This is a genomic window from Rummeliibacillus sp. NPDC094406 (genome assembly GCF_044763875.1).
In the GTDB taxonomy this organism is placed as follows: Bacteria; Bacillota; Bacilli; order Bacillales_A; family Planococcaceae; genus Rummeliibacillus.
Genome location: NZ_JBIWGZ010000002.1, coordinates 67557 through 92634 on the forward strand (window position 1 = coordinate 67557; position 25078 = coordinate 92634).

Annotated in this window: 28 protein-coding genes; all 28 read right to left on the reverse strand. The window is 35.9% G+C overall.

Translation table 11 applies throughout. The annotated features are described in order from the left end of the window. Positions 1-41: 41 nt before the first annotated feature. Positions 42-653: a lipoprotein heptaprenylglyceryl N-acetyltransferase LhaT gene (gene lhaT, locus ACIQ4I_RS05030; protein WP_403093553.1), complete on the reverse strand. Its 612-nt coding sequence runs from the start codon at positions 651-653 to the stop codon at positions 42-44. A gap of 112 nt (positions 654-765) precedes the next feature. Beyond that, entirely contained in the window at positions 766-1533 is a 768-nt protein-coding gene (locus ACIQ4I_RS05035) for a menaquinol-cytochrome c reductase cytochrome b/c subunit (protein ID WP_403093556.1), read from the reverse strand. A 44-nt stretch (positions 1534-1577) separates the two neighbouring features. Next, on the reverse strand, positions 1578-2252 hold the full coding sequence (qcrB, locus tag ACIQ4I_RS05040; protein ID WP_397537678.1) for a menaquinol-cytochrome c reductase cytochrome b subunit: 675 nt from the start codon (positions 2250-2252) through the stop codon (positions 1578-1580). A 21-nt stretch (positions 2253-2273) separates the two neighbouring features. Beyond that, a complete protein-coding gene (locus ACIQ4I_RS05045; protein WP_403093559.1) occupies positions 2274-2777 on the reverse strand; it encodes a Rieske (2Fe-2S) protein in 504 nt (167 codons plus the stop codon). A 164-nt stretch (positions 2778-2941) separates the two neighbouring features. After that, positions 2942-3391, reverse strand: a complete 450-nt coding sequence (locus ACIQ4I_RS05050) for a DUF2487 family protein (RefSeq protein WP_403093561.1) — start codon at positions 3389-3391, stop codon at positions 2942-2944. A gap of 48 nt (positions 3392-3439) precedes the next feature. Then, complete coding sequence (locus ACIQ4I_RS05055) at positions 3440-3991, reverse strand: ReoY family proteolytic degradation factor (RefSeq protein ID WP_397537675.1); 552 nt, start codon at positions 3989-3991, stop codon at positions 3440-3442. 17 nt (positions 3992-4008) lie between these two features. Next, positions 4009-5262, reverse strand: a complete 1254-nt coding sequence (locus tag ACIQ4I_RS05060) for a tetratricopeptide repeat protein (RefSeq protein ID WP_403093563.1) — start codon at positions 5260-5262, stop codon at positions 4009-4011. A 315-nt stretch (positions 5263-5577) separates the two neighbouring features. Then, on the reverse strand, positions 5578-6864 hold the full coding sequence (aroA, locus tag ACIQ4I_RS05065) for a 3-phosphoshikimate 1-carboxyvinyltransferase (protein WP_403093565.1): 1287 nt from the start codon (positions 6862-6864) through the stop codon (positions 5578-5580). A 17-nt stretch (positions 6865-6881) separates the two neighbouring features. Continuing rightward, positions 6882-7982 carry a prephenate dehydrogenase gene (locus tag ACIQ4I_RS05070; protein ID WP_403093567.1) on the reverse strand — a complete coding sequence of 367 codons (1101 nt, stop codon included), beginning with the start codon at positions 7980-7982 and terminating at the stop codon, positions 6882-6884. Then, entirely contained in the window at positions 7979-9079 is a 1101-nt protein-coding gene (gene hisC, locus ACIQ4I_RS05075; RefSeq protein WP_403093569.1) for a histidinol-phosphate transaminase, read from the reverse strand. The genes ACIQ4I_RS05070 and hisC overlap by 4 nt, the downstream gene beginning before the upstream one ends. Before the next feature lie 27 nt (positions 9080-9106). Next, positions 9107-9469, reverse strand: a complete 363-nt coding sequence (gene aroH / locus ACIQ4I_RS05080) for a chorismate mutase (protein WP_403093572.1) — start codon at positions 9467-9469, stop codon at positions 9107-9109. After that, a complete protein-coding gene (aroB, locus tag ACIQ4I_RS05085) occupies positions 9462-10556 on the reverse strand; it encodes a 3-dehydroquinate synthase (protein ID WP_403093575.1) in 1095 nt (364 codons plus the stop codon). Before aroB ends, aroH begins: the two co-directional genes overlap by 8 nt. Positions 10557-10558: 2 nt before the next feature. Further along, positions 10559-11740, reverse strand: coding sequence for a chorismate synthase (gene aroC / locus ACIQ4I_RS05090; RefSeq protein ID WP_403093578.1), 1182 nt, complete (start codon positions 11738-11740; stop codon positions 10559-10561). A 248-nt stretch (positions 11741-11988) separates the two neighbouring features. Continuing rightward, the gene (locus ACIQ4I_RS05095) at positions 11989-12759 is read right to left on the reverse strand and encodes a CheR family methyltransferase (RefSeq protein ID WP_403093581.1); all 771 of its coding nucleotides are present in this window, start codon (positions 12757-12759) and stop codon (positions 11989-11991) included. A 141-nt stretch (positions 12760-12900) separates the two neighbouring features. Beyond that, complete coding sequence (gene ndk, locus ACIQ4I_RS05100) at positions 12901-13320, reverse strand: nucleoside-diphosphate kinase (protein ID WP_403093584.1); 420 nt, start codon at positions 13318-13320, stop codon at positions 12901-12903. A gap of 89 nt (positions 13321-13409) precedes the next feature. Further along, positions 13410-14384 carry a heptaprenyl diphosphate synthase component II gene (hepT, locus tag ACIQ4I_RS05105; protein ID WP_403093587.1) on the reverse strand — a complete coding sequence of 325 codons (975 nt, stop codon included), beginning with the start codon at positions 14382-14384 and terminating at the stop codon, positions 13410-13412. Between the two features lie 21 nt (positions 14385-14405). Next, positions 14406-15113 (reverse strand): demethylmenaquinone methyltransferase, encoded by a 708-nt coding sequence (locus ACIQ4I_RS05110; RefSeq protein ID WP_403093590.1) that lies wholly within the window; start codon positions 15111-15113, stop codon positions 14406-14408. A gap of 6 nt (positions 15114-15119) precedes the next feature. After that, positions 15120-15902 (reverse strand): heptaprenyl diphosphate synthase component 1, encoded by a 783-nt coding sequence (locus tag ACIQ4I_RS05115; RefSeq protein WP_403093593.1) that lies wholly within the window; start codon positions 15900-15902, stop codon positions 15120-15122. Between the two features lie 64 nt (positions 15903-15966). Beyond that, entirely contained in the window at positions 15967-16188 is a 222-nt protein-coding gene (gene mtrB / locus ACIQ4I_RS05120) for a trp RNA-binding attenuation protein MtrB (protein ID WP_397537662.1), read from the reverse strand. Between the two features lie 60 nt (positions 16189-16248). Beyond that, complete coding sequence (gene folE, locus ACIQ4I_RS05125; protein ID WP_403095062.1) at positions 16249-16851, reverse strand: GTP cyclohydrolase I FolE; 603 nt, start codon at positions 16849-16851, stop codon at positions 16249-16251. A gap of 340 nt (positions 16852-17191) precedes the next feature. Next, a complete protein-coding gene (locus ACIQ4I_RS05130) occupies positions 17192-17464 on the reverse strand; it encodes an HU family DNA-binding protein (RefSeq protein ID WP_397537661.1) in 273 nt (90 codons plus the stop codon). Positions 17465-17642: 178 nt separating this feature from the next. Continuing rightward, complete coding sequence (gene spoIVA / locus ACIQ4I_RS05135; RefSeq protein ID WP_403093596.1) at positions 17643-19121, reverse strand: stage IV sporulation protein A; 1479 nt, start codon at positions 19119-19121, stop codon at positions 17643-17645. A gap of 238 nt (positions 19122-19359) precedes the next feature. Next, positions 19360-20082: a hypothetical protein gene (locus tag ACIQ4I_RS05140; protein WP_403093597.1), complete on the reverse strand. Its 723-nt coding sequence runs from the start codon at positions 20080-20082 to the stop codon at positions 19360-19362. A gap of 25 nt (positions 20083-20107) precedes the next feature. Continuing rightward, positions 20108-20329 carry a DUF2768 domain-containing protein gene (locus ACIQ4I_RS05145; protein ID WP_397537658.1) on the reverse strand — a complete coding sequence of 74 codons (222 nt, stop codon included), beginning with the start codon at positions 20327-20329 and terminating at the stop codon, positions 20108-20110. Positions 20330-20528: 199 nt separating this feature from the next. After that, positions 20529-21545, reverse strand: coding sequence for an NAD(P)H-dependent glycerol-3-phosphate dehydrogenase (locus ACIQ4I_RS05150; RefSeq protein WP_403093599.1), 1017 nt, complete (start codon positions 21543-21545; stop codon positions 20529-20531). A 36-nt stretch (positions 21546-21581) separates the two neighbouring features. Further along, positions 21582-22892, reverse strand: coding sequence for a ribosome biogenesis GTPase Der (der, locus tag ACIQ4I_RS05155; protein WP_403093602.1), 1311 nt, complete (start codon positions 22890-22892; stop codon positions 21582-21584). A gap of 347 nt (positions 22893-23239) precedes the next feature. Continuing rightward, on the reverse strand, positions 23240-24400 hold the full coding sequence (gene rpsA, locus ACIQ4I_RS05160; protein WP_403093605.1) for a 30S ribosomal protein S1: 1161 nt from the start codon (positions 24398-24400) through the stop codon (positions 23240-23242). An 81-nt stretch (positions 24401-24481) separates the two neighbouring features. Next, positions 24482-25078, reverse strand: a complete 597-nt coding sequence (locus ACIQ4I_RS05165) for a lysophospholipid acyltransferase family protein (protein WP_403093608.1) — start codon at positions 25076-25078, stop codon at positions 24482-24484.

Sequence of the window (25078 nt, forward strand, 5' to 3'; positions counted from 1 at the left end):
TTGACAACTATATCATCCTCCTATTACTAGATAACTTTATTTTAAAGGTAATTATTTTTACTCGCAAACGAAAACCGTTTCTGTGAAACAAAATATGCTAGTGTTATACAAGCAATGGATAACCAAAATGTGAAATAACCAATTTCCGCCATATACTGTGCGAGCATACTATAAATAGGCATTTGACCAAAAACATAGTCAATCACATCATTATGCAACGTCCAAATTGCTGCAATACCTACATGAGTAATTTTAATATCATACATTGGAATATATAGTATTGCTTGTACAGCCATTGCGAAATGAGAAATGACAAGCATCCAGCCGAGATAACCAATTGAACCCATTTCTAATAATGCCAATATATTCATCACCACTGCCCAAAGACCATATTTAACCAATGTAATCAGTGCTAACGCTTCTATTAACCGCCAGTTTTTATCGAATATCCATCCTAACAGCGCAATAGAGAAAAACAAAGTTGCTGTTGGACTATCTGGTACAAAAATATAAAAGATTGGTTCTGTTATAGATAATTGCCCACCATACCAAATATATCCTCCAATTGTACCTAAAATGTTAACAATCAACAATATCCAAAGAAAAGCCTTATGTGATAATATGCTCCAAATAAACAAGAATAATTTATTCATCATTGACCCCTTCAAAAAAATTTATTAAATATGTTATAACCTTTTTTAGTATTGTACGTCTATGTATATGCATAGAAAAAAGAGTCAGTCTCCTGACTCTTCTTACTAACAATTATTCTGCTTTTAAACTTGAAATGAATTTTGCTAATTTTTGAAGATCTTCGTCTGATCCTTTGTATTGACCAGCAGGCATACCGCCTTTACCTTCATGAGCAATTTTAACGATTTCTTCTGGAGCCAAACCTGTATTCGTTAAATTAGGGCCTGCTCCACCTTGAAGTTTATCACCATGACAATTGATACAAGACTGCTTAGCATATACTTTGTATCCTGGATCTTCTTGGTTAATTTCAACTGCTTTAACAATTTGACCTTGTTTTTTAGCAGCAGCCCAGTCGTGATTTACTACTGATTCCCAAGTTAAGTAAACCATAGAAGCAAGTGCTAATAACATAAATGCTACTGGCAGCGGGCGTTTAAGTGGTTTACGTTCTGGGCCTCTATCTAAGAATGGCGCTAACATTAATGCACCAACTGCAATAGCTGGAACAACAATTGCACCAATCGTATTGTAAGGGCCTGAAGCATATTCATATTTAAGTAATTGATATAAGAATAAGAAATACCAGTCCGGCATTGGAATATAACCTGTGTTTGTTGGATCTGCTTGTCCCTCTAATGGAGATGGATGAGCAACTGTTAAAATTAAATAACCAACTAAGAAAACCGCACCAACCATCCATTCTTTTAATAAGAAGTCTGGCCAGAATGGTTCTGTTTTGCCAGGATATTCGGAATAATCTGGTGGATATACGTTTTTGTTGTCCTTTTTTGGAACACGCGTATCTCCTACGAATTTCATTCCTTTTCCTTTATGCATTTTGTCCCCTCCTTAAGGAAATATTAGTGGCGAAATTGTATGTTCTACAATGGGCCAGATATCCCTTGTCTACGAATCATGACAAAGTGTGCAGCAAGCAACGCAAGTAAGCAAGCTGGTAAGAAGAATACATGAATCGCAAAGAATCTCGTTAATGTTTCTGCACCAATGATATTAGCATCACCAGCTAATAATATTTTAATTGCCTCACCAATAAATGGAACTGATGCTGCGATTTGAATACCTACTTTTGTAGCAAATAATGCTTTCATATCCCAAGGAAGTAGGTAACCTGTAAAGCCAAGGCCTAACATCACACAGAAGATTAGAACCCCAACAATCCAGTTTAATTCACGAGGTTTTTTATAAGATCCTGTAAAGAATACACGTAATGTATGAAGGAACATCATAACAATTACGAGGGAAGCGCCCCAGTGGTGCATACCACGCACGATTTCACCGAATGCTACCTCATTTTGAAGGTAGTAAACAGATTTCCATGCATTTTGAATATCGGGCACATAGTACATTGTTAAGAACATACCAGATAAGATTTGAATAACAGTAACAAAGAACGTTAAACCCCCGAAACAATATACGAATGCAGAGAAATGATGTGCAGGGTTTACGTGCTCTGGAACTTCATGGTCGGCAATATCACGCCATATTGGTGTAATATCAAGACGCTCATCGACCCAATCATAGATTTTATTAAGCACTGATTTCGTACCCCCTTACAATTATACTAGAGTGTTTGCTCTTGCTTTTCCGATCATTAATAGACCGTCTTTTACTTTTACTTCAAACTCGTCTAACGGACCAAGAGGCGGTGTACCTGGAATATTCTTACCAGTTTTTTCGTAACGACCTCCGTGACATGGGCAATAGAATTGGTTTTTAAATTCTGGAGCACCATTCCAGTTAACTGTACAGCCTAAATGTTTACATACAGGTGAAAGTGCGATAATTTCGTCGCCGTTTTTATAAACCCACGCTGTGTTTGTAACATCTGATTTGTACCAAGCGTCAACTTGTTCAAATGTAAAATCTACTTTTACAGGAGTTTCAGAAAGTTCTGTAACTTTTTTATCTGTTAGTATAAAGTCGCCCCCTGGTTTCTTTTGTAGAATTGGGTCGACTGCAAAGCGAGCCATTGGCATTAACATACCAGCTGCCATGAAACCACCAACACCTGTTAATGTGTAGTTCAAAAATTGACGTCTTGAGACACGATTGTTACTCATCCTTTTCCCCCCTCTAACTTCAGGTAAGTCCAATGGACCAAACTCCAAACTTATACAAAATAGTAAAACTAGGACATATCTATGATATATCAACTAAAATGTTAGGTCAATAACGCATTTAACTGTTTTATGTTCATTTGTGAACATTTGTTGAAAGAAAAATGCTACTGTTCTGACCATTTCGAAGACAGCATTGGTATGACTTGTCTTAACTGATCACTTAGGACTGATTGTCTAATCTTTTGATCCATATCACCTAACGGAATAGACGGTAACCATATGATGTCGTAATTTGGCACAATTTGATTCCATTCATGGTCTGACGTTACAAAGAAAACATATTTAAAACCAGCAGCTATTAACTCATCATGGATAGCAATGATTATATCTTTTCTTGACATAGACTTGGTATATGTAATTGGGGATGTTAAAACAATGCGTCCTTTGAATTGTTGCTCAATGAAATTAGTTAATGACATTAAGAATTCTGCCCCAGAAGCACTCTGTTTTATACCTAAATCTGAACCTTCTAAAATAACTAATGGAACAATAGCCGTGTCAATAAACTCTTTTTGCTTTGAAAATGCATCAATATCTTTACTTGTCCAAAACATTTAAATTCCTCCTAAAAGTAAAACTTCATCCAATGATGGATGAAGTTTTTATTTTTCCACATTTTTTATAACATTTAATAATGCAGACAACTTATAAAACTTCTCTTTGTCATTTTGATCTAATGCTTCATCGATTTGTTTTAAAATGGCTTCTTCTTGAAATGTTTTCATACTATCTTTTAAAATTTCCTCTGCTAGTTGACGATCTGATTCGCTAATTTGTAAATAGTTTGGCATATAAGGATTTTCCTCTAATACCGTTAAGTACTCACGACTCGGTGGCACTTTTGGGAAATTTAATTGTATGAACATTTCCTCATCTGGGTGAAGCCTCAAATCATGGAAGGATTTTTCCGCATCTGCTGTCATAATGTTACCTCGATAGAAGCGAAATGGAATGCCCGATGAATCTGTTGTTGACATGACCATTGCTCGTGGGCAGTAATGTGCTTCTTCAACAAAATGAATATGTTCTAATAATTCATCATGACCAAGCAGATAATTTAAAATCCATACACACTCACGTCGTTTCATTTGGTACTTTTTTAAAAACCATCGGACAAATTCTTTTTTGTCCAAGACAGAAACGGATGCGGTCATTTTGTATGAGCCTCCTCTCATTCAAAAGTTTGTAAAAGGTCTTGCCAAGTCGGTTCATCTGGTTGCAATGCGATCAACTGATTAACTACTGCCTGTGCCTCTTCACGTTTACCATCTTCAATTAAGAAATAAGCATACTTTTCAAGGAACAATGGATCTTCCTTATGGTCATTATATGCTAATTGATAAAAATCGTATGCACGTTCATAATTTTCTAATCGATCATATGAGACGGCTGCAAAAGCTGATAAAGTAGACCAGTCAAAGCTTTCTTGTTCTAGTTGTTCGATCAACTCAATAATTTCCTCGTCTCTTTCTTCCTTAGATAAAATTGACACAAGCGTAATAATTGCCTCCATATACTCACTATCTAATGCAATTGCTTGGCGCAAATATTCTTCGGCTTCTTTAGGTAAACTATTTTTTAGAGCCATTTTCCCTGCGAATAAATACAATTCTTTATCATATTCATCACGAGTTAATCCCTCTCTAATTATTTCAAAAGACTTTTTATTATTTTCAAGCATTGCATAACTTTGAGCTAATAATAAATAAGCAGAGAAATAATCCGGGTCTAATGTTTTTAAATCTTCAGCATAGTGTATTGCAGTTTCATACATTTGTGACTGAAATGCAGAATATGCAGCGCCAAATAGTAAATCAGGAGATGTATTATCTTCAAGCGCTTTATTATAAAAGGTTAACGCTTCTTCAAAAGCTGCACCAGCACGATGTACTTCTGCTAAACGTTCAACTAAACGTACACCTGCGATCTCTGTTTGCGTTTCGTATAATTCATGATATTTGCGAGCAGCTTCCGTAAATCGTCCCATTTCCATTAATAATTCTGCTTTTGAGAAATGTAATAATGGTTCGTCTGGTAATAAATCTAATGCTTCATTAATACGTTGTTCAGATACTTCATATAACCCTTGCATTTGATAGTAGTCTGCTAAAGCTAATAGAACTTGTGGATATTCTGGTGCATCTGGGCGAATGGACATAAATAAATTTAATGCCTCATCCTCTTGCTCTCGCTCCATCAAAAGTGTTGCTCGATCAATTTTAAGTTGTGCTTCATCTGGAAATAAATATTGTAAGTGTTCTAATAATTCATCCGCTTCATCTAAAAAGCCAAAGTTCATAAAGAAACCTACTACTTCATATTGCATATCAGGGTCTACCTGTATTTTAAAATCTTCAAGAAGATTTTGAATGCCTTCTAAATCACCTTGTTGAATAGCATCAATCATTTTTTTCTGTATATCCATTTTGTCACCTGATTCTTCTATTTATACCGGATACTTGTACGTTCCGCTTTTTACTTATCTAGCTGTGGACTCCTGCCTCTCGGGGTTATATAACCTAAACCCTATCAGGCCAAAAAACGCCTCTTCCTGTTGAGATCGTTTACCTGTCAATGGCCTACAGGATGTGGGTCAGATAGAAGTTGCCAGTATGTGGCAAATTATGCACTCTCCTTTAAAGACGGCGTCCTTCGCTTTTAACATTATGCTACATGACCGAGGCTTTATACACAAGGAAAAACTCTCCTAATATAGGAGAGCTCCATGCAAATGAATCTATTAAATTATTCTTTTTATATCTTCAAAGAATGTTGGATACGATACTGCGATGCAATCTGCATCATCTAATTGAACGGCTCCATCTGTTAATAATGAAGCTATGGCACCCATCATACCAATACGATGATCTCCATATGTTTTGAGTGACGCACCGTGAAGTTCTTCTACTCCATGGATTATCATACCGTCTTCTGTTGCTTCTATATTCGCACCTAATTTTTTCAACTCTTCTACTACTGCAGTAATACGGTCAGTTTCTTTTACTTTTAATTCAGATGCATCTCGTATAATGGTTGTCCCTTTTGCCTTTGTAGCAAGTAAAGCAATAATTGGGATTTCATCGATTAATCGAGGGATTAGTTCTCCATCAATCGTTGTTCCCACTAATTCAGATGTTCGAATAATAATCGTACCAGTAGGTTCAGCAGCATTTTCATCATCCACTATTATATCCATATTAGCTCCCATTACGTTTAGGACATCAATAATGCCAGTACGTGTATGGTTGAGTCCAACGTTGTGTAAAGTAATTTCACTATTTTCTGCTGTTGCACCTGCTACTAAAAAGAATGCTGCAGAAGAAATATCGCCTGGTACATTTACATGTGTCGCATGTAATTTTTGACCACCTTTATAGGAAACGGTACCATTTTCTACGCTTATTTCTGCTCCAAATTGACGAAGCATTCTTTCTGTATGATCACGTGAAATATCTTTTTCGTGAATTACTGTTGTCCCAACTGCTTTTAAACCTGCAAGCAAAATAGCAGATTTAACTTGTGCACTAGCAACTGGCATAGTATATTCAATTGCTTTTAATGGACTACCTTTGATAGCTAAAGGTGTATATTGCCCATCCATTCTTCCTGTTATATTTGCCCCCATGTCTCGAAGGGGGGAAATAACGCGTTTCATTGGTCTTTTTCCAATAGAAGCATCGCCGTTTAAAATGGAATGAATAGTAGATCCTGCTAGTAGCCCTAACATTAGTCGAGTCGTTGTACCAGAATTACCCGTATACAAAATATCGACAGGTTCTTTCCAGTTTTCCATCCCTTTACTATTGATCACTATATCTGTTCCATTTAGCTCAATTTCAACACCTAATTTTTTAAAGCAATCAATCGTACTTAAACAATCATCACCTAGTAAAAAACCACTTACTGTTGTACGTCCTTCAGCAATACTGCCGAACATAATGGAACGGTGAGAAATAGATTTATCCCCTGGTACTGTAATTTCGCCTTTTAATGTAGGCTTATTATAAATTAAGTTCACCTCTGCCAAATTCAACGCACCTACCTTTATGAAATATATACCTCATATGGACTGCGTCTCTCGATACAAGCAGCCGCTTTTTCTCTGTCTTCCGTATTTTGAAAACTAACTACTAATATACCAAATACATCTTCTCGTGTTTCTACAATTCGGATATTCGTGATACTAATACGCTCATCTGCTAAATATGCTGTAATTTCAGCAATACTCCCAGGATAGTCAGGTACATCAATATACAAATCATATGTCGAATAAAGTGCACCTTGTTCTGTAACAGGAAGTTCGTCTCTGAAACTCTTTGCTTCCGCAAAAAAAGATTCAATTTGTACATCGTCCCCACTTTCCAAAAGTGTTTGAACTCTATACATTTCCTGTTGCCAGTTAGCAAGTTGATTTGTGATTTGCTTACGATTTTGAAGCGTAATATCTCGCCATAATATCGGATTTGATGAAGCCACTCTTGTTATATCCCTAAAACCGCCAGCTGCTAGCATCTTAGTTAAGGTATTACCATCACTTTCTTGAGCCAACTGATGAACTAAAGAAGCTGCAACAATATGTGGGAAATGACTCACTACAGACGTCATTTGATCATGTGTATCCGCTGAAACCGTCATAAGTTTTGCTCTCGTATATTGTAGTATCTCTTTTAACTGCTGAACTCTACTGTCATCCTCATCTTCATGTGGTGTCAACATATAATAAGCATTTTCAAAAAGGTATGGCTTTGCAGCAAGTACTCCACTTTTATGGGAGCCTGCCATTGGGTGTCCTCCAATAAATGTAATACCTAATTGTTTTAACTCTACTGCCTTTTGCATAATCAGTGATTTTGTACTTCCTGTATCGGTAACTATCAAATTCTCAGGAACATCCCAAGTTTTCATTTTCTCCATCCACTCAATCGTGGCATTAACAGGTGTCGCAAAGAGTAGGATGTCTATATTTTTTACTGCGACCTCTGGTTGTTTCGTCACATCCTGCACTACACCTAACACTTTAGCACTTTGAAGGGTATTATCATTTGCATCATAACCAATCACTCGAACATTCGGTGATTTTTGAAGAGCTAGTGCGATTGAACCGCCTATTAAGCCGAGCCCTACGACAAGGACTGTACGCTTCAAACAATGACGCCTTCTTCTTCTAAGATTGCTGTTAATTGTGTTAGTAAGCCTTCATTTTGTGCTTGTGTGCCAATTGTGATTCGAATATAGCCTGGTGTTCCAAGTGCATTACCACTTCTAATGATAAAACCACGTTGCATTAATTTTTTGAATACAACATCACTGTCAGCTTTTACTTCAATTAATATAAAATTCGTATCTGTTGGATAGTAGTGTAAGCCATGTTCATCGCAATAAATTTCAAATTGCTTTTTGCCTTTTGTATTTTCGACGCGACATTTTTCAATATATTCTTGATCTTGTAAAGCAACTTGAATAACAGCCTGGCTTAGTACTGTATTATTAAACGGTCCACGGACTGGATCCATTTTCGCAATTATATCTTTGTTTGCAACTCCATAACCGACACGGAATGCAGCTAATCCGTAAGCTTTAGAAAAAGTTCGTAAAATAATGATGTTTGAATAATCATGAATATATGAAATAGTGTCTTTATGATTATCATTTGTGACATATTCAAAATAAGCTTCATCTAATACTACTAATACATTTTTAGGAACTTGATCTAAAAATGCTTTTAATCTTAGATCTTCAATCACAACACCTGTTGGATTATTTGGACTACATACCCAAACTACTGCCGTATTTTCGTCAATTGCTTTGAGCATGGCATCTAAATTATGGTTACCATCGTTTAAAGGTACCTCACGAATTTCTGCACCTTCAATTCTCGCATTTAATGCATATTGAGAAAAGGTTGGATTCCCCATAACTGTATTTACACCTGGATGTAATAGAGCTCGCGAAATAATGCTAATTATTTCATCTGAGCCATTTCCGAAGATTAGTTCATCTCCTGAAACTCCAAGATGTTTTGCAACTGCTGCTCGCATATCAGTAGCATACCCATCTGGATAGAGGGCGAAGTTAATGGATTCTTTTGCGATAAACTCATGTACTTTTGGAGAACAACCAAATGGATTTTCATTTGAAGCTAATTTGACAATTTCATCTAAGCCGAACTCTTTTTTGACCTCATCAATTGATTTACCTGGTTGATAAGCTTGCATACCATTAATTTGGTCTTTCCATTTCATAAAACCATCTCCTCTTTCTCAACTCGGTTATTTTGTTAAGTCTGGTCGTAATTTAACAGCATCATTTAAATAAATATGTTGAATATCCTTTTGTGTAACTTCTGTATTTACATGTACTAATGCGCGAATACATAATGGTAATGCCCCAGGCACATTCATCTCATGCATGCACATAACAGGTACATAATTCCAATTAGGTAATGTACGAACTGCCTTTGCAGGAAATGCAGAGACAATATCTGGTGTTGTAGATATAACAACTGAAGCAACATCTTCTGGATTAATTTGATTTGCCGCAATAATACTTTGCATTAATTTGGTTGTATCTTGTAAAACAAGCTCCGCATCATCATGCTCAATTGTAATGGCACCTCTTACTCCTCTAATCATATGCTACCTCCTCTATCAACTCTCTTAAAAGAAGATCAATTTCACGACATTCATCTTGCGAAATTTTTTGCACGAATGGTTGACCAATCTTTTGTAATAGGACAAATTGTAATTCGCCATATTCTGCCTTTTTATCTTTCATCAAAAAAACTAGTAGTTCTTCGAAGTTAAATTTTGCTACTGCGTCAAATGGATAACCATTTCTCAGTGCAAATTGTAAAAATTGCTTTGTAAACTTACGTGTTACCTCACCATAGCGTTCGCTAAGTAATAAAGCATACACCATTCCAATCATCACAGCCTCACCGTGAGCTAATTTTCCGAAACCAGATGCTGCCTCCATCGCATGACCATATGTATGACCAAAATTCAAATATTTACGAACAGAATGCTCTTCCTCATCTTGTTCCACAATATTAGCCTTCACACGAATACCTTGTTCTAGATTTCCCTCTAATTGTTCTTTGGATAGACCAAGAATAGACGTGAAGCTCATTAATTGATGTAACCATTTCTCGTCTGAAATTAAAGCATGTTTTATAACTTCAGACATTCCAGATCGAACCTCACGCTCTGGTAAACTCTCAAGAAAATCAATATCGAAAATGACACTTTTCGGTTGATAAAAAGCTCCAATCATATTTTTTCCTAATGGATGGTTTATAGCTGTTTTACCACCTACCGCACTATCATGAGCAAGTATGGTCGTTGGTATTTGTATGAATGGTACACCTCTCATAAATGTTGCAGCCACGAATCCTGTTAAATCACCTACAGCTCCACCACCAAAAGCAAATAGGAATGATTTACGTGTACATTTTTGTTCTAGTAGAAAAGATTGAGCAGCAAAGTAATTGTCGAAAGTTTTACACGCTTCCCCACCTGGTAAAACAAAAACTTCAAATGGATATGGAAAATCATTTGTGAACTTTTCTTTATGAATTTGCCATACATGTTCATCCGTAAAAACAATTAGACAATCTGCTTTTGCAATTGTTTCTTCCAGTGATTGAATGGCTTTCGTTAAGTTACCACTGCCAATTTGTACTTCATAAGCATGTGATTGTGCTTTAACAGGAATATTCATTTTTAAAACTCCTTCGTATATTGCTTCATGGCTTCAATTTGTGCTTTTAGTTGTGATATTTGATCACTATGGAATTGTTCAACGATTGCTTTTGCAGTTTCAAATGCAATTACATGTTCGGCAACGACAGACGCTGCAGGAACAGCACAGCTATCTGAACGTTCTACACTTGCTTTGAACGGTTCTTTGGTATCAATATCTACACTTTGTAGTGGTTTATATAATGTAGGGATTGGTTTCATAACTCCACGTACAACAATTGGCATTCCTGTAGACATCCCACCTTCAAGTCCTCCAAGGCGATTGGTACGGCGTATATAGCCATTTTCTTCTGACCAAATTATTTCATCGTGAACTTCACTACCCTTTAAGTGTGCCATATCGAACCCTAGACCAAATTCAACGCCTTTAAAAGCATTAATACTTAACATGGCTGCTGCTAATTTGGCATCTAGTTTACGATCATACTGTACATATGATCCAATTCCAGCAGGTAAGCCTTCTACAATTACTTCTACAATACCACCAATTGAGTCCCCTGCTTTTTTCGTAGCGTCAATAGCCTCAACCATCTTCGCGGAAGCTTCAGGATCTGCACAATAACATGGATCCTCTTCGATAATTTCACGGATCTCATTTGCGGATTTACCAACAGTTGTTTGTCGATCTGCAATAACCCCACCAATTTCTGTTACGTGAGATACAATACGGATTCCAAGTTCACTTAATAATGCTTTTGCTACAGCTCCAACCGCCACACGGACAGTTGTTTCTCTTGCAGATGAACGTTCAAGTACATTTCTTAAATCACGATGTCCATATTTCATCCCACCTACTAAGTCTGCATGGCCTGGGCGTGGTCTTGTAATTTTTCTTTTTATATCATCTGGATTGACGCCCTCTGGAAGAGGTTCTGCTCCCATGATTTTTGTCCAATGGGTCCAATCATCATTTTTTACAACTAAAGTAACTGGAGAGCCAAGCGTTTTGCCATGACGAACACCAGAAGTAATTTCTACAGTATCTGTTTCAATTTGCATACGGCGTCCTCTTCCATGACCTCCTTGACGTCGTTTTAGTTCTTTATTAATCATCTCAGCAGTTAATGGTAACTGAGCTGGTAAACCTTCTATAATGGTTGTTAGTTGTGGTCCATGTGATTCTCCTGCTGTTAAATATCGCATAACACTTTCTCCCTTCAACTCGTTAAAGTATATGTTTTTCACTATAACACATTTTACTGTAAAAAAGCAGTATGTTTACTGGAAATTTAATAATAATCATTCAATTTATATTTTATATCTATTATCCTTCACCTTGTAATCACTTCAGATGATTGGACTATACAGGTATGTTCCCCTAAAAAAAACCGCTTTTCTCAAATAATATTCGAAAAGCGACTTTGAAGTTTTGCATGGAATATATGTAGTTTTTACATTTTCTTATAAAAGAATGTATCTTCTATATCAAATGAATATCTTGATGGATTAAAGATTTGCTCAGTACTTCCAACAAATAGCACTCCCCCTGAACGAAGAGATTTGCTAAAACTTTGGTAGATTTGATCTTTTGCCTCTTCTGTGAAATAGATCATCACATTTCTACACACAATTAAATCATAATGATGATCGTAGGGATCCTTTAATAGATTATGCTTCTTGAATGTCACTGTTCTCTTAATCTCATCTTTCACTTTATAAAATGAGCCTTCTTTATCAAAATACTTTGTTTTAATATTAGCTGGAACTTCTGTGATAGAGCGTTCTGGATAGACACCCGCTTTTGCTTTTGCAATAGCATTTTCATCTAAATCAGTTGCCAAAATGGAAATTTGAGATAAAGGCAGATAATTTGATAATACCATTGCTAAAGAATAAGGCTCCTCACCAGTTGAACATGCTGCGCTCCAGATTTTCAGTCTCTTATTACTTTGTAAAAGTCTAGGAAATATTTTATCTTGCAGTACTTCCCAACGCTTTCCATTCCGATAAAATTCTGATACATTAATCGTCATTCGATCTAAAAATTCATCGAGAAGTTCACGATTTTTTTCAATACCTTTGAAAAATCCACTAAAACTATTGAACCCTCTTTTTTCATAAAGAGAAGTCAATCGTCTTTTCATTTGCGCTTCTTTATATAAAGCTAAGTCGATGCCCGTCTTACGTTTAATATTTGTAATAAATTCTTCGTAATCAGTCATATGAGTCTCTTTCCTCTCTTTAGTCCTATATCTATTATACCGAATTGAGTATAATTCATAAATAGAATAAATTGAGAGATTATTGAAAAAATACAGTATAAAAAAAACTGTTCATCCAAAAGATGAACAGTTTTTTAGAAACTAGTGTAATTCTTCAGCTTTGAAGAATAAACCGATTTCGCGTTCTGCTGAAGCTAATGAGTCAGAACCGTGGATTACGTTTTCTGATACTGTTGTAGCGTAGTCACCACGAATTGTTCCTGGTTGAGATTCAGCTGGGTTAGTAGCGCCCATCATAAGACGTGCAGTAGCGATAACGTTTTCGCCTTCCCAAACCATTGCAAAAACTGGACCTGATGTGATGAATTCTACTAATTCACCGAAGAATGGACGCTCTGCGTGTTCAGCGTAGTGTTTTTCAGCAAGTTCTTGAGAGATTGTCATAAGTTTAGCACCTTTAAGTACGAAACCTTTACGTTCGAAACGATCTACGATGTCACCAACTAATTGACGTTTAACACCGTCTGGTTTTACCATTAAAAATGTTTTTTGAATAGCCATTGTAAAATTACAACTCCTTAAGATTATCTAGGGTTTAGACCCTACTTGAAAATATTATCATTGAAAGACATATAGTTCAAGATTTACTGTTAAAATTTACGTTTTCCCATGTATAAAGCAATATCTCTTAAAGATTTTTTAACAGAGTTATTAGGCAATGCATCTATTTCTTCCAAAGCTTTTTGCAAATAAAGATTACTAATACGATAAGATTCCTCGATAGCATCTGACTTTCGGATTTTTTTCAAAAATGCTTGTCTTTCGTCTTCATTCATCGTACCTGCTAATGCCTTATCAATCAATGGACGAATATCAGCATCGTCTTTTACTAATAAAACTGGAAGTGTGATATTGCCTTGCATAAGATCACTGCCTGCTGGTTTACCAAGTTGTTTATCTGTTGCCGTTAAATCAAGGATATCATCAATAATTTGAAACGACATTCCAACATAATACCCAAAGCGCTTTATATGATTTGCGACTTGCTCTTCTGCTCCAGCAGAAACTGCACCTAAATGGCAACTAGACGAAATTAATAATGCCGTTTTGCGCTTTATACGTCGGAAATAGTCTCTAATATTTTGCTCTAAGTGCATTTTATCTTCAATTTGAATAATTTCACCTAGACAAATTTCGACCATTGTATTTGATAGAATTTCATGTGCCTTTTGATTCTCTATTTTGGTCATATACTCTAAAGCTTTAGCAAATATAAAATCTCCTGTATACATAGCTACACGATTATTCCATTGTGATTTAACTGTCGGGCGACCTCTTCGAAGTTCTGAATCATCAATTACATCATCATGTACAAGAGAAGCCATGTGGATTAACTCTAGCGGTACCGCTACATTCTTCATTTGATGAATATCGTACTGACCAAATTTTGCACCTAGCAAAACAAAGACTGGACGAATACGTTTCCCTCCAGCTTTCAGCAAATGGAGAGAGGCATCTTTCAAATAGTGTGAAGATGAATCCAACGCTGTTTCTAATTCTTTTTCGATGATTCTTATGTCTGATTGTAAATCAGCATAAAGAAGTTTTAACTTCATCTTTTCCACGCGTATAAACCTTCTCCCACACTAGATTTCTTTTTTAAAGCCCATATGCATAGCAGCTGCTCCACCGCTATAAGATTTATAAGTTACATTTTGTAAACCAGCTTCTTCAAACATTTTCTTTAACTTTTTCATACCTGGAAAGTCATTAGCTGATTCTTGTAACCATGAGTATTCTTTATAACTTTTTGCAAAGAGTTTACCGAACAAGGGCATTATATAACGGAAATAGAAACGAAATAGTTGACGATAGCCCGGAATTTCTGATTGTGAAGTTTCAAGGCACACGACTATACCACCTGGTTTTACCACACGTTTCATTTCTCGAAGTACTTGCATGTAATCAGGAACATTTCGTAGTCCAAAGCCAATTGTTACATAGTCAAAAGTGCTATCAGGAAATGGTAATTCCATTGCATTTCCTTGTATCAACTCAATTTGTTTAATAGATTTTGTTTTTTCAATTCCAACATTCAACATATTTTGACTAAAGTCTAGGCCCGTTACATGGCCAGTTTCCCCTGTAGCTTCTGCAAGAGCAATAGTCCAATCTGCCGTTCCACAGCAAACATCAAGAGCCTTAGAACCTGGTTTAACCGCAATATGATTCATCGTATCTTTGCGCCAGTTTTTATGCATTTGGAAACTGATGACAGAGTTCATTTTGTCGTAACTATCGGAAATGTTTTCAAAAACTTCATGTACACGTTCTTCTTTCGATTGTGGTGACACTAATACTCAACCTTCTCTCATCGTTTGATGTTCTCGGACATCACTTTCAATATGCTTTAACATTATTGTTTTCACTTCATCTAGTAGAATCGGAGAAGATGTAATACTTCGAATTAATTTAGATGAAAGATCAGAAATTTGATGTTGAAGAATTTGCTCATAAGACATACTTACATACTCTTCATGTTGCTCCAAAATTTTCATAAAACGTGTCTTTTGATGCGTTTCTTGCCATTGCTTCATTTCCCGTTTAAATCTTGCTAAGACCAAACCAAGTTCTGCAATTTCAATATAGCAGTCAAAGTCATAGCGTTTCATAAATTGTTGGGTAGCCATTGCTTCAATCACTCGAATAGCTTCAAACCATTCTTCAAGGTTACGTTTTTCTGGTTCATAAACAGCAGTCTTACATTCACTAATTTTAACGACTGCTCCCGATAAAGAACGAATCAGCTGAATATCTGGGATTGCAGCAAGTGTTGTGTAATACATACCGCTATAATAGTCTCCTCCAAGCACTGTAAGCTGTTGACTTTTCGATGTGGCATCTTGTTCATCGATAAGTTCATGCCCATGTAAAGCAGCATAAATCATTGCTACTGCGCTCGCTGCAAAATCTAGTTGTTGTGACCATTGTTCACCATTTAATTTTGGTAACAATAAATATAACAGTTGATCATCTTCAATAACTGGCTGACCTGTAAATTGAAGGAGCGTTCTATGATGCAATTGCTTTAAAATATTATTTTTTAGTTGCGATACATGTTCTTCAATAATAGTTGCATTCATAAACTTTTCTCCATTCAGTTCGTTTCCTGTTGTCTATTTTGTTTTTAACTATTTATCTTTGATATTATTTTTTTGAATCACTTTCAACAACGCCGATAGTTGTTTGAATCTCTGCTTTACCACGAATTTTCATGGCAGATGTGTGCTCAGTAAATTGTGCAATCATAACTTCGCCATTATCTAACTTTTCAGAGTGGTGAAATTTTGTATCATTCCCTCGAGTTAAACCAATGACATGAACTCCATCTTCTTTTGCACGAATTACAACATAATCATTTTGAGCCATTTGAAGTTTCTCCTTTTTTCGACTTTTCTCCATCCATCATATCACAAAAAAGCGTGAGATTTAAGACATTTGAATGAACGATAGTATTTCCGAACGTTTTACTTCATCATTCTCGAAAATACCTTTCGCTACAGATGTTACAGTTTTAGCCCCTGGCTTTTTAATTCCACGCATTGTCATACACATATGTTCTGCTTCGACCACTATATAAACTCCTTGTGGGTTTAGCATTTCCATTAAGGTATCTGCAATTGTACCAGTTATACGTTCTTGTAATTGAGGACGATGCGAAATAGTTTCAACTGTACGCGCTAATTTACTAAGCCCTGCAACTACACCATTTTGTGGAATATACGCAATATGCGCTTTTCCATAAAATGGTACTAGATGATGTTCGCACATCGAAAAGAACGGAATGTCTTTTACTAGTACTACTTCATCGTGACCTTCATGAAATACAGTTTCGAAATATTGTCTTGGGTCCTCATGTAATCCTTGGAACATTTCTGCATACATTTTAGCTACTCGCTTTGGTGTATCTAAAAGACCTTCTCGAAATGGATTTTCTCCAACTGCCTCTAAGATCATTGTTACTGCATTCTCTATTTTTTCTAAATTTACATTCGTAGTTGAATGGTCAATTTTTCCTAAGTTTTTTTCAATCAACATAAATCCCCCATTATATCTATAAAGAGTCTCAAAATGAGAGTACCACACAAGCCTTGCATTCGCAAAATCTGAATGCGATTTTGGATATTTTCACACGATATATGATATTTTTTTATTCTCCATAATTTTTATGTATAAAATATGTATGTATTACTATTATTTTACTTTAATATACCTCGAGACGAGCCAAACTTAGTTATCTTCCCCAAAGCTTACTCGGTCGAAACTGAAAAGACAATAACAATTCTTTCAAATATCAGCAATCCCATATAACAAAGCAAAAATAAAAAAAGAGTAGCCAAATTGGCTACTCTATGTAAAACAGATGCTTGTATTATTTTACAGCATCTTTAAGCGCTTTACCCGGTTTGAAAGCAGGTACTTTGCTTGCAGCGATTTCAATTTCTTTACCTGTTTGTGGGTTACGACCTTTACGAGCCGCACGTTCACGTACTTCGAAGTTACCAAAACCGATCAATTGAACTTTATCACCCTTTGCAAGAGCTTCTTGGATAGTTTCAAATACTGCTTCAACTGCTTTAGAAGCGTCTTTTTTAGAAAGATCTGCAGTTTCTGCAACAGAGTTAACTAATTCTGTTTTATTCACACCATTCACCTCCTCTCAAAGGGTCTGGACTAAATCATGTAAAAAGATTATCACAACCCTTTTCGCTGTGCAACAATATTTATACTCCTTTTACCAACTTTAAGCAAATAAAAACTTTATCGCACAAAAAAAGGTCTATTTACCTATGGCAAATAGACCTTAAAATTAAATTTTCTTTTTATAAAATAAAGGTCACCATTCCGTGGTCTCCTTTATTCACCATTTTCTCAACTGTTTGTCGCATTCTTGCTTTTGCGTGTTTTGGTACTGCTTCAGTTTTATAAGCAATACTTTCCTTCATTACTTCGAATAAAGGTGTGCCAAATATTTGTGTTTCCCATAGTTTTTCACGATCATGCAAATATGCATAAGTTAAATCTTTTAATAATTGCTGACTATAAAACTCTGATCCAATAAGTGGAGCAAACTCTGCTTCCATATCAATACGCAAAATATGATAAGATGGAGCCTTAACTTCCATTTTAACCCCAAAGAAATTATTTTGTTTAATCATTTCAGGTCTAGTTGGTTCAAATTCTTGAAGTGTCGGCAATGTAACACCATATCCATCTTTATGTGCTTGCTCAATTGCCTCATGGAATCGTTGGTAAGATTTTCTCGCTTGTTGCGATTCTTTTATAAATAATAACCAATCTTTCTTACTTTGGATTGGTTCTTCTAACCACTCTTCACAGATAGATTTGAAAATTTCATTCTTTAATTGCAAGCTAATAACTGCATGGCCTAAGCCTGCATCAACACTTTTTACTTGTGCAGAAGCAATGAAATCTTCATGTAAAAGTTCTTTTGTTAAGCGCTCAATATCTCGAATTTTATTCACTGAAGACTTCCAATTATCAATAGATTGATTGATTAATTTGTTTAATTCGTGACTATCATCTAATACATCTAACCAATCTGGTTTATCCATTTCTAGTTTTGCAATTGGAAACTCATAGAGTGCTTCTTCAAGAATATGTCGTACTTCATTCAATGACATTTGATCAACTGAAGTTGAAATAACTGGTGCGTTGTATCGTTCGTGTAATTCGTTACATAGTTCTTTTGCATTACTATGCGCAGGCATTTTACTATTTACAACAATGACAAACGGCTTACCAATTTCCTGTAATTGCTCAATAATATCTTGTTCAGCTTGACTAACAGCGTCTCTAGGAATTCCATTTACTGTGCCATCCGTTGTCATTACTACACCAATATTTGCATGTTCTCTAATGATTTTATCTGTACCAATCTTCGCTGCTTCTTGAAATGGTATCGGTTCATTATGCCATGGGGTATGTACCAATTTTGGACCATTTTCATCCTCATAGCCCTTCACCCCATCAATAATATATCCAACACAATCTGCAAATCGAATTTTAAACGGCATATCTTGATCTCCGATTGAGATTTGTGCACCATTAGCTGGTACAAATTTAGGCTCTGTCGTCATAATAACCGGTCCCGGAGAACTTTGTGGAAGTTCATCTTGTGCTCTTTGGCGTTCCTTTTCATCCTGCATATTAGGTAAAACCATAATATCCATTACACGCTTTGTAAACGTTGATTTTCCGACTCTAACCGGCCCTACAACACCGATATAGATATCACCGTTCGTACGTGTCGCCATTTGCTCGTACACTTCTTGTGACATAATCCTTCCCCCTTCTTTTCAGCACTATATCCTATGCGCAAAAAAAGCGTTTCATGCACACGACATGAAACGCTTTTAAAGAATAAAGTGAAACTTTCCGCAATACTGGTATTTTTAATTCCCAGTTTTACTTACTGGCTGAACCAATCAGGCTTTTACAGGCATCTAATTCCAAACTTTTTGCTTTTCTTTTAGTTGATTATTAATCAGGTCTTATTACCTGTTGATGTAAGTTAAATTATTTCTTATCTGATTTCGATAAAAATTCCACTTCATTTTTATCATTCACAGTATATGGTAGTGAATAGGCTGGTAGAATCGGATATTTATCAGAAAGTAAGTAACGTATATCTTCACCTTGTTTTACTTTCACTTTTCCTTCATCAAGAATCCTCTGTAATTCAATTGAATAATCGATACATATTTCACCGGTACCTTTCACAACTAAAGGTAATTGCGTATTAGAATATGGACTTGGAACAGTTGGCGCTTGTTTGTACCCCATTTTTTTATAATCGATTTGATAGACATCATCTTTGATTTGTTTTGAAATAGGTACAAATCCATTAACGCCTTTTTTTATATTTAATTCTCGTATCATTTCAGCACCACGTAAATCCACTAATTTAACTTCTGGATTTTTACTTTCCGCTTTCCAGATTACGTATTGATAAATGCCACCTTTTTCAAAGGAATTACCTGGCGCTTTTGTAATATACCCTTGTGTTAGCTTTTCAAAGTTGATTGGATACTTAATATATTGATCTACATCTTGATCTCGGTTCTGGATTGGTAATAAACCATTTGTATCTTTTCTAAATTGGTCTACTGCCTTCTGAACAGTTAGTAGCTGTGCCTCATCTGGCACCTGATTTTCCACTTTTTCTTTATCTGGATACATACAACCCGATAGTAATATAGCAATAAGAGATATGAATAATAATAAATTAATTTTTTTCATCTACTACCCTCATTTATTTGATGATTTAAAAAGTCATTACTACAAACACCATCGTTAGGAATCCAATGATGAGGAAAACATAGGCTATTAAAGCCACAATTGTACTTATAAAGCTGTTCTTTATTTTTTGTCTACTTAAATAAATCAACCCTGATGCAATTAGCAAAAAACCGATGGAATAAAAGGATACCCACATCATATCCATTGGCGATATACCTGTGCCTGCTAGTAGCACTAATTCTTTCAACAGTACAACCACCTTTCATATGTATAGCGAGGACTTTTCTCATAGATGACAGTATAACATAAAAAAACAAGAGATGACTTGTGTACATCTCTTGTTTTCTATTAACAATAGAGCACTAGTATAGTAATTGGCTAATTCTAGGATACCCTTTTGATATTCGTACAATTTTGTGACAACTACTTTTTTTCGAAGTGAATCTTTATTCGTAAGTAGCATCCAATTCTTGTGTTTTTTCTCTTAGCATTAGTTCTTTTACAACTTTATGAGGATCTTTCCCTTCAAATAATACTCCATATAATGCTTCAGAAATTGGCATAGAGACATCATATTTTGCTGCTAGTTGATGAGCAGCTTGTGTTGTTCGAACACCTTCAACAACCATACCCATTTGGTCAAGAATTTCATCTAAAGATAAACCCTTACCTAACATGTTACCAGCTCTCCAGTTACGAGAATGGACACTTGTACAAGTAACGATTAAATCGCCCATACCAGCTAGTCCTGCAAATGTTAAAGGATTAGCACCTAATTTCACACCTAAACGTGAAATTTCAGCTAAGCCACGTGTAATTAGCGCGGCTTTAGCATTATCACCGAATCCTAGACCATCTACAGCACCTGCTGCTAGTGCAATAACGTTTTTCAATGCACCGCCTATTTCTACTCCGACTACATCTTCATTTGTATATACACGAAAATATTGGTTCATGAATAGATCCTGAATTCGTTCTGCAGAAGCTATATTTTCACATGCTGAAGCAACTGTAGTAGGATGGTGTTGAACTACATCTTCTGCATGGCTTGGGCCTGATAGAACGACAATATCTTCAATAAATTTTGCAGGAATTTCTTCGCGCATTATTTCTGAAATACGCATTAAAGAATCTGGTTCAATCCCTTTTGAAACATGAACAAAAAGTACTTTCTTGTTTAATGTTTGCAACATTTTTTGGCAAGTTTCACGAATACCTTTTGTTGGAACTGCCATAACAATGATTCCTGCATGTTCTACAACTTCAGCCATATCCGAAGTCGCGTTTAAACTATCCGGTAAAATAGTGCTTGGTAAATATTTTGCATTTGTATGTTGGAAATTTATTTCATTTGCTTGATCTTTACGATGTGACCAAATTAAAGTATCAAGGCCATTCTCTGCTAAGACAATGGCTAAAGATGTTCCCCAAGAACCTGCTCCTAGTACTGCTACGCGATTCATGTTGAAATCCCCTTTCGACTAAATATTCTTTTAATATTAATCTCGAGCTCGTGTGATCAATTTAATTGGTGTACCTTCAAAATCAAATGTATCACGAATGCGGTTTTCTAAGAAGCGTTCATACGAGAAATGCATCAATTCTGGATCATTTACGAACACCACAAATGTTGGTGGTTTTATAGCCACTTGTGTCACGTAGTAAATACGTAAGCGACGCCCCTTATCTGTTGGTGCAGGATTACGAGCAACTGCATCAGAGATTACTTCATTTAATATGCTAGATTGAATACGCATTGCGTGATTTTCACTTACACGATTAATAACTGGTAAAAGTGAATGTACACGTTTTTTCGTTTTCGCTGATACGAATACGATTGGTGCGTATTCTAAGAATTGGAATTGTTCTCTTATTTCTTTTGTTTTTTCATTCATTGTTTTTTCATCTTTTTCGACGACATCCCATTTGTTCATGACAATAATAACCGCTTTACCTGCTTGATGTGCATAACCAGCTATTTTCTTGTCTTGTTCTTGGATGCCTTCTTCGCCGTTTAAAACGACTAAAACGACGTCTGAGCGTTCAATTGCTCTTAGTGCACGTAGAACACTATACTTTTCTGTAGACTCGTATACTTTACCTTTTTTACGCATACCTGCTGTATCGATGATGACATATTCTTGTCCATCATATTCATAGTTAGAGTCAATTGCATCACGAGTCGTACCTGCTACATCACTTACAATAACGCGGTTATCACCTAAAAATGCATTTACAAGAGAAGACTTACCAACGTTTGGACGGCCGATTAATGAGAATTTAATAACATTTTCATCATATTGTTCTTCATCTTCTTTTGGAAAATGCTTTGCTACTTCATCGAGTAAATCCCCAAGTCCTAGACCGTGAGAACCTGAGATAGGGAATGGATCACCAAAGCCCAATGAATAAAAGTCATAAATCATATCACGCATATCAGGGTTATCAACCTTATTCACTGCTAAAACAACTGGTTTCTTTGTTTTATATAAAATTTTCGCTACATGCTCATCTGCTAACGTAACGCCTTCACGACCATTAGTCATTAAAATAATGACATCAGCTTCGTCCATTGCGATTTCTGCTTGATGACGAATTTGGTCTAAAAAAGGTTCGTCTCCGATATCGATACCACCTGTATCGATAATATTAAATTCATGTGTTAGCCAATCCGCAGAACTGTATATACGATCACGCGTTACACCTGGAATATCTTCCACGATTGATACACGTTCTCCTACGATTCTGTTGAATATAGTCGATTTACCGACATTTGGACGGCCGACAATTGCTACGATCGGTTTCGTCATAACTTTCTACATCCTTCCGACTTCTAATAAGTGTTATTATACAACAAAAAAGATGATGGTACCTGATTAGTTCACCATCACCTACAATTAAAGTCATTTTGTATACTTATTTTATCAAAATTTGACTGTAATGCAAGAAAAAACAGACGAAAGCATACTAGCCATCGCCTGCTCCTGATTATTCTATCCCGCAATAACGTACAGTAATACCCTTATTTCAAGACTCAAGTGAGAGATCAAGAGGTGAAAATAAAGAACATCCACTGCCCGTAAAAGCTCGTTTGGCTCAACTACCACTCATTGAAGGCTAAAGAGCCCCCACTGAGTGAAGTTTCACTCTATATTCATTATTTATTGAAGTTTTTAAGTTTATCACCAATTACATCGCCTAATGAGAAGCCCGTTGTTTCTTCAGGAAATTCAAACTCTTCCACTTCAGATTCATTCTCATTTTTTATTAAATCTTTGATGCTAAGAGATAAACGTTTTTCATCTTTGTTGACAGCAAGTACTTTGACTTGAACTTCTTGGCCTTCTTTTAACACTTCATGTGGTGTCGAAATATGATTATGTGAAATTTGAGAAATATGAACAAGTCCTTCTACACCAGGGAAAACTTCTACAAATGCTCCGAATGTAACAAGCCTTTTTACTGTACCCGTTAATATTGCACCTACAGGAGCAATTTCTTCTACACGTGACCATGGACCTTCTAGAGTTTCTCTAATAGATAAAGAGATACGTTCCTGTTCAGGATCAACTGAGATTACTTTTACTTTTACTTGTTGTCCTTCTGATAGAACCTTTGAAACATCTTCAATGTGTTCGTGTGAAACTTGAGAAATATGCACTAGGCCATCAACTCCACCAAGATCAACAAACGCGCCGAACGATGCTAAGCGTTGAACCGTACCTTCAATAATATCACCCACATGAATATTGTTGATGACTGTCCCTTTTTTCTCTGCCTTTTGTTCTTCTACTACAGCACGATGTGAAAGAATAAGGCGATTTTTCTCTTGATCCATTTCTACAATTTTATAAGTTAAAGTTTTTCCTTTATAATCATCGAACGATTCAACGAAATGATCTTCAACTAATGAAGCTGGTACAAAACCTCGAACGCCCAAGTCAACTACTAGGCCGCCTTTTACTACATCCTTTACTTCTGCTTCAATAACTTCACCATTTTGGAATTGTTCAGTTAATACCTTCCAAGCACGCTTTGCGTCTACTTGACGTTTTGAAAGTACGTATTGTCCTGGTTTTTTATCATCAGGTTGTTCAATTTTCGTTACTAATAATTCTAATTCATCATTTACGGAGACAGCGTCAGAAGCTTTATCCACATGTAAGCTTGAAAGCTCACTGATTGGTACTACGCCATCAAAAGGTGCACCAGCGATTGTTACTACAGCAACTTTATCTTCAACTTTTTCTACTTTACCTGTAACGATATCGCCTTCTCGGATTTCTTTTACTTCATTTAAGTTCATTTCTTCAGACATATGTAATCCTCCTTCACAATGTTCACTCTCTATTTTATTAGAATTTGCTAGTAAAAACAAAAATTAACCCTTTAAATACGATTATTTTTTATTTTCGGGATGATGTTCGTCCAATAAGTCTTGTATATGCGCCATTATAACTTCAGTTACCTCTTCCGCTTTAGCTCTATTTTCTCGGTAAGGTTCAATATCAATTGGCTCTCCAAATACAACTTTTAATTTTCGAAATGGTTTATATGGACCGATAATGGCACAAGGTACAACATTTGCATCTCCACGTAATGCAAAAAAACCTGCACCTGAGAACCCTTTACCAAGCTTGCCAGTTTTGTTACGTGTTCCTTCTGGGAAAAGACCAACGACCTGACCTTCTTTTAGCGTATTGATTGATATGCGAAGTGCTTGGCGATCGCTCAGCCCTCGTTTTACAGGAAATGCATGAACCTTAGGAAGAATACTTTTTAAAATTGGAACTTCAAAAAGTTCTTCTTTCGCCATAAAGTTAACAGGTCTCGGAGAGCAGATGCCAACGATTGGCGGATCAAGATTGTCTATATGATTAGAACAAAGTAGAATACCGCCTTCTTTCGGAAAATTTTCTAAACCTAAAACTTCAATACGATAAATTGGCTTCAACACAGTAAAAACAACAGACTTAGCAAATTGATAAAAGTCCAT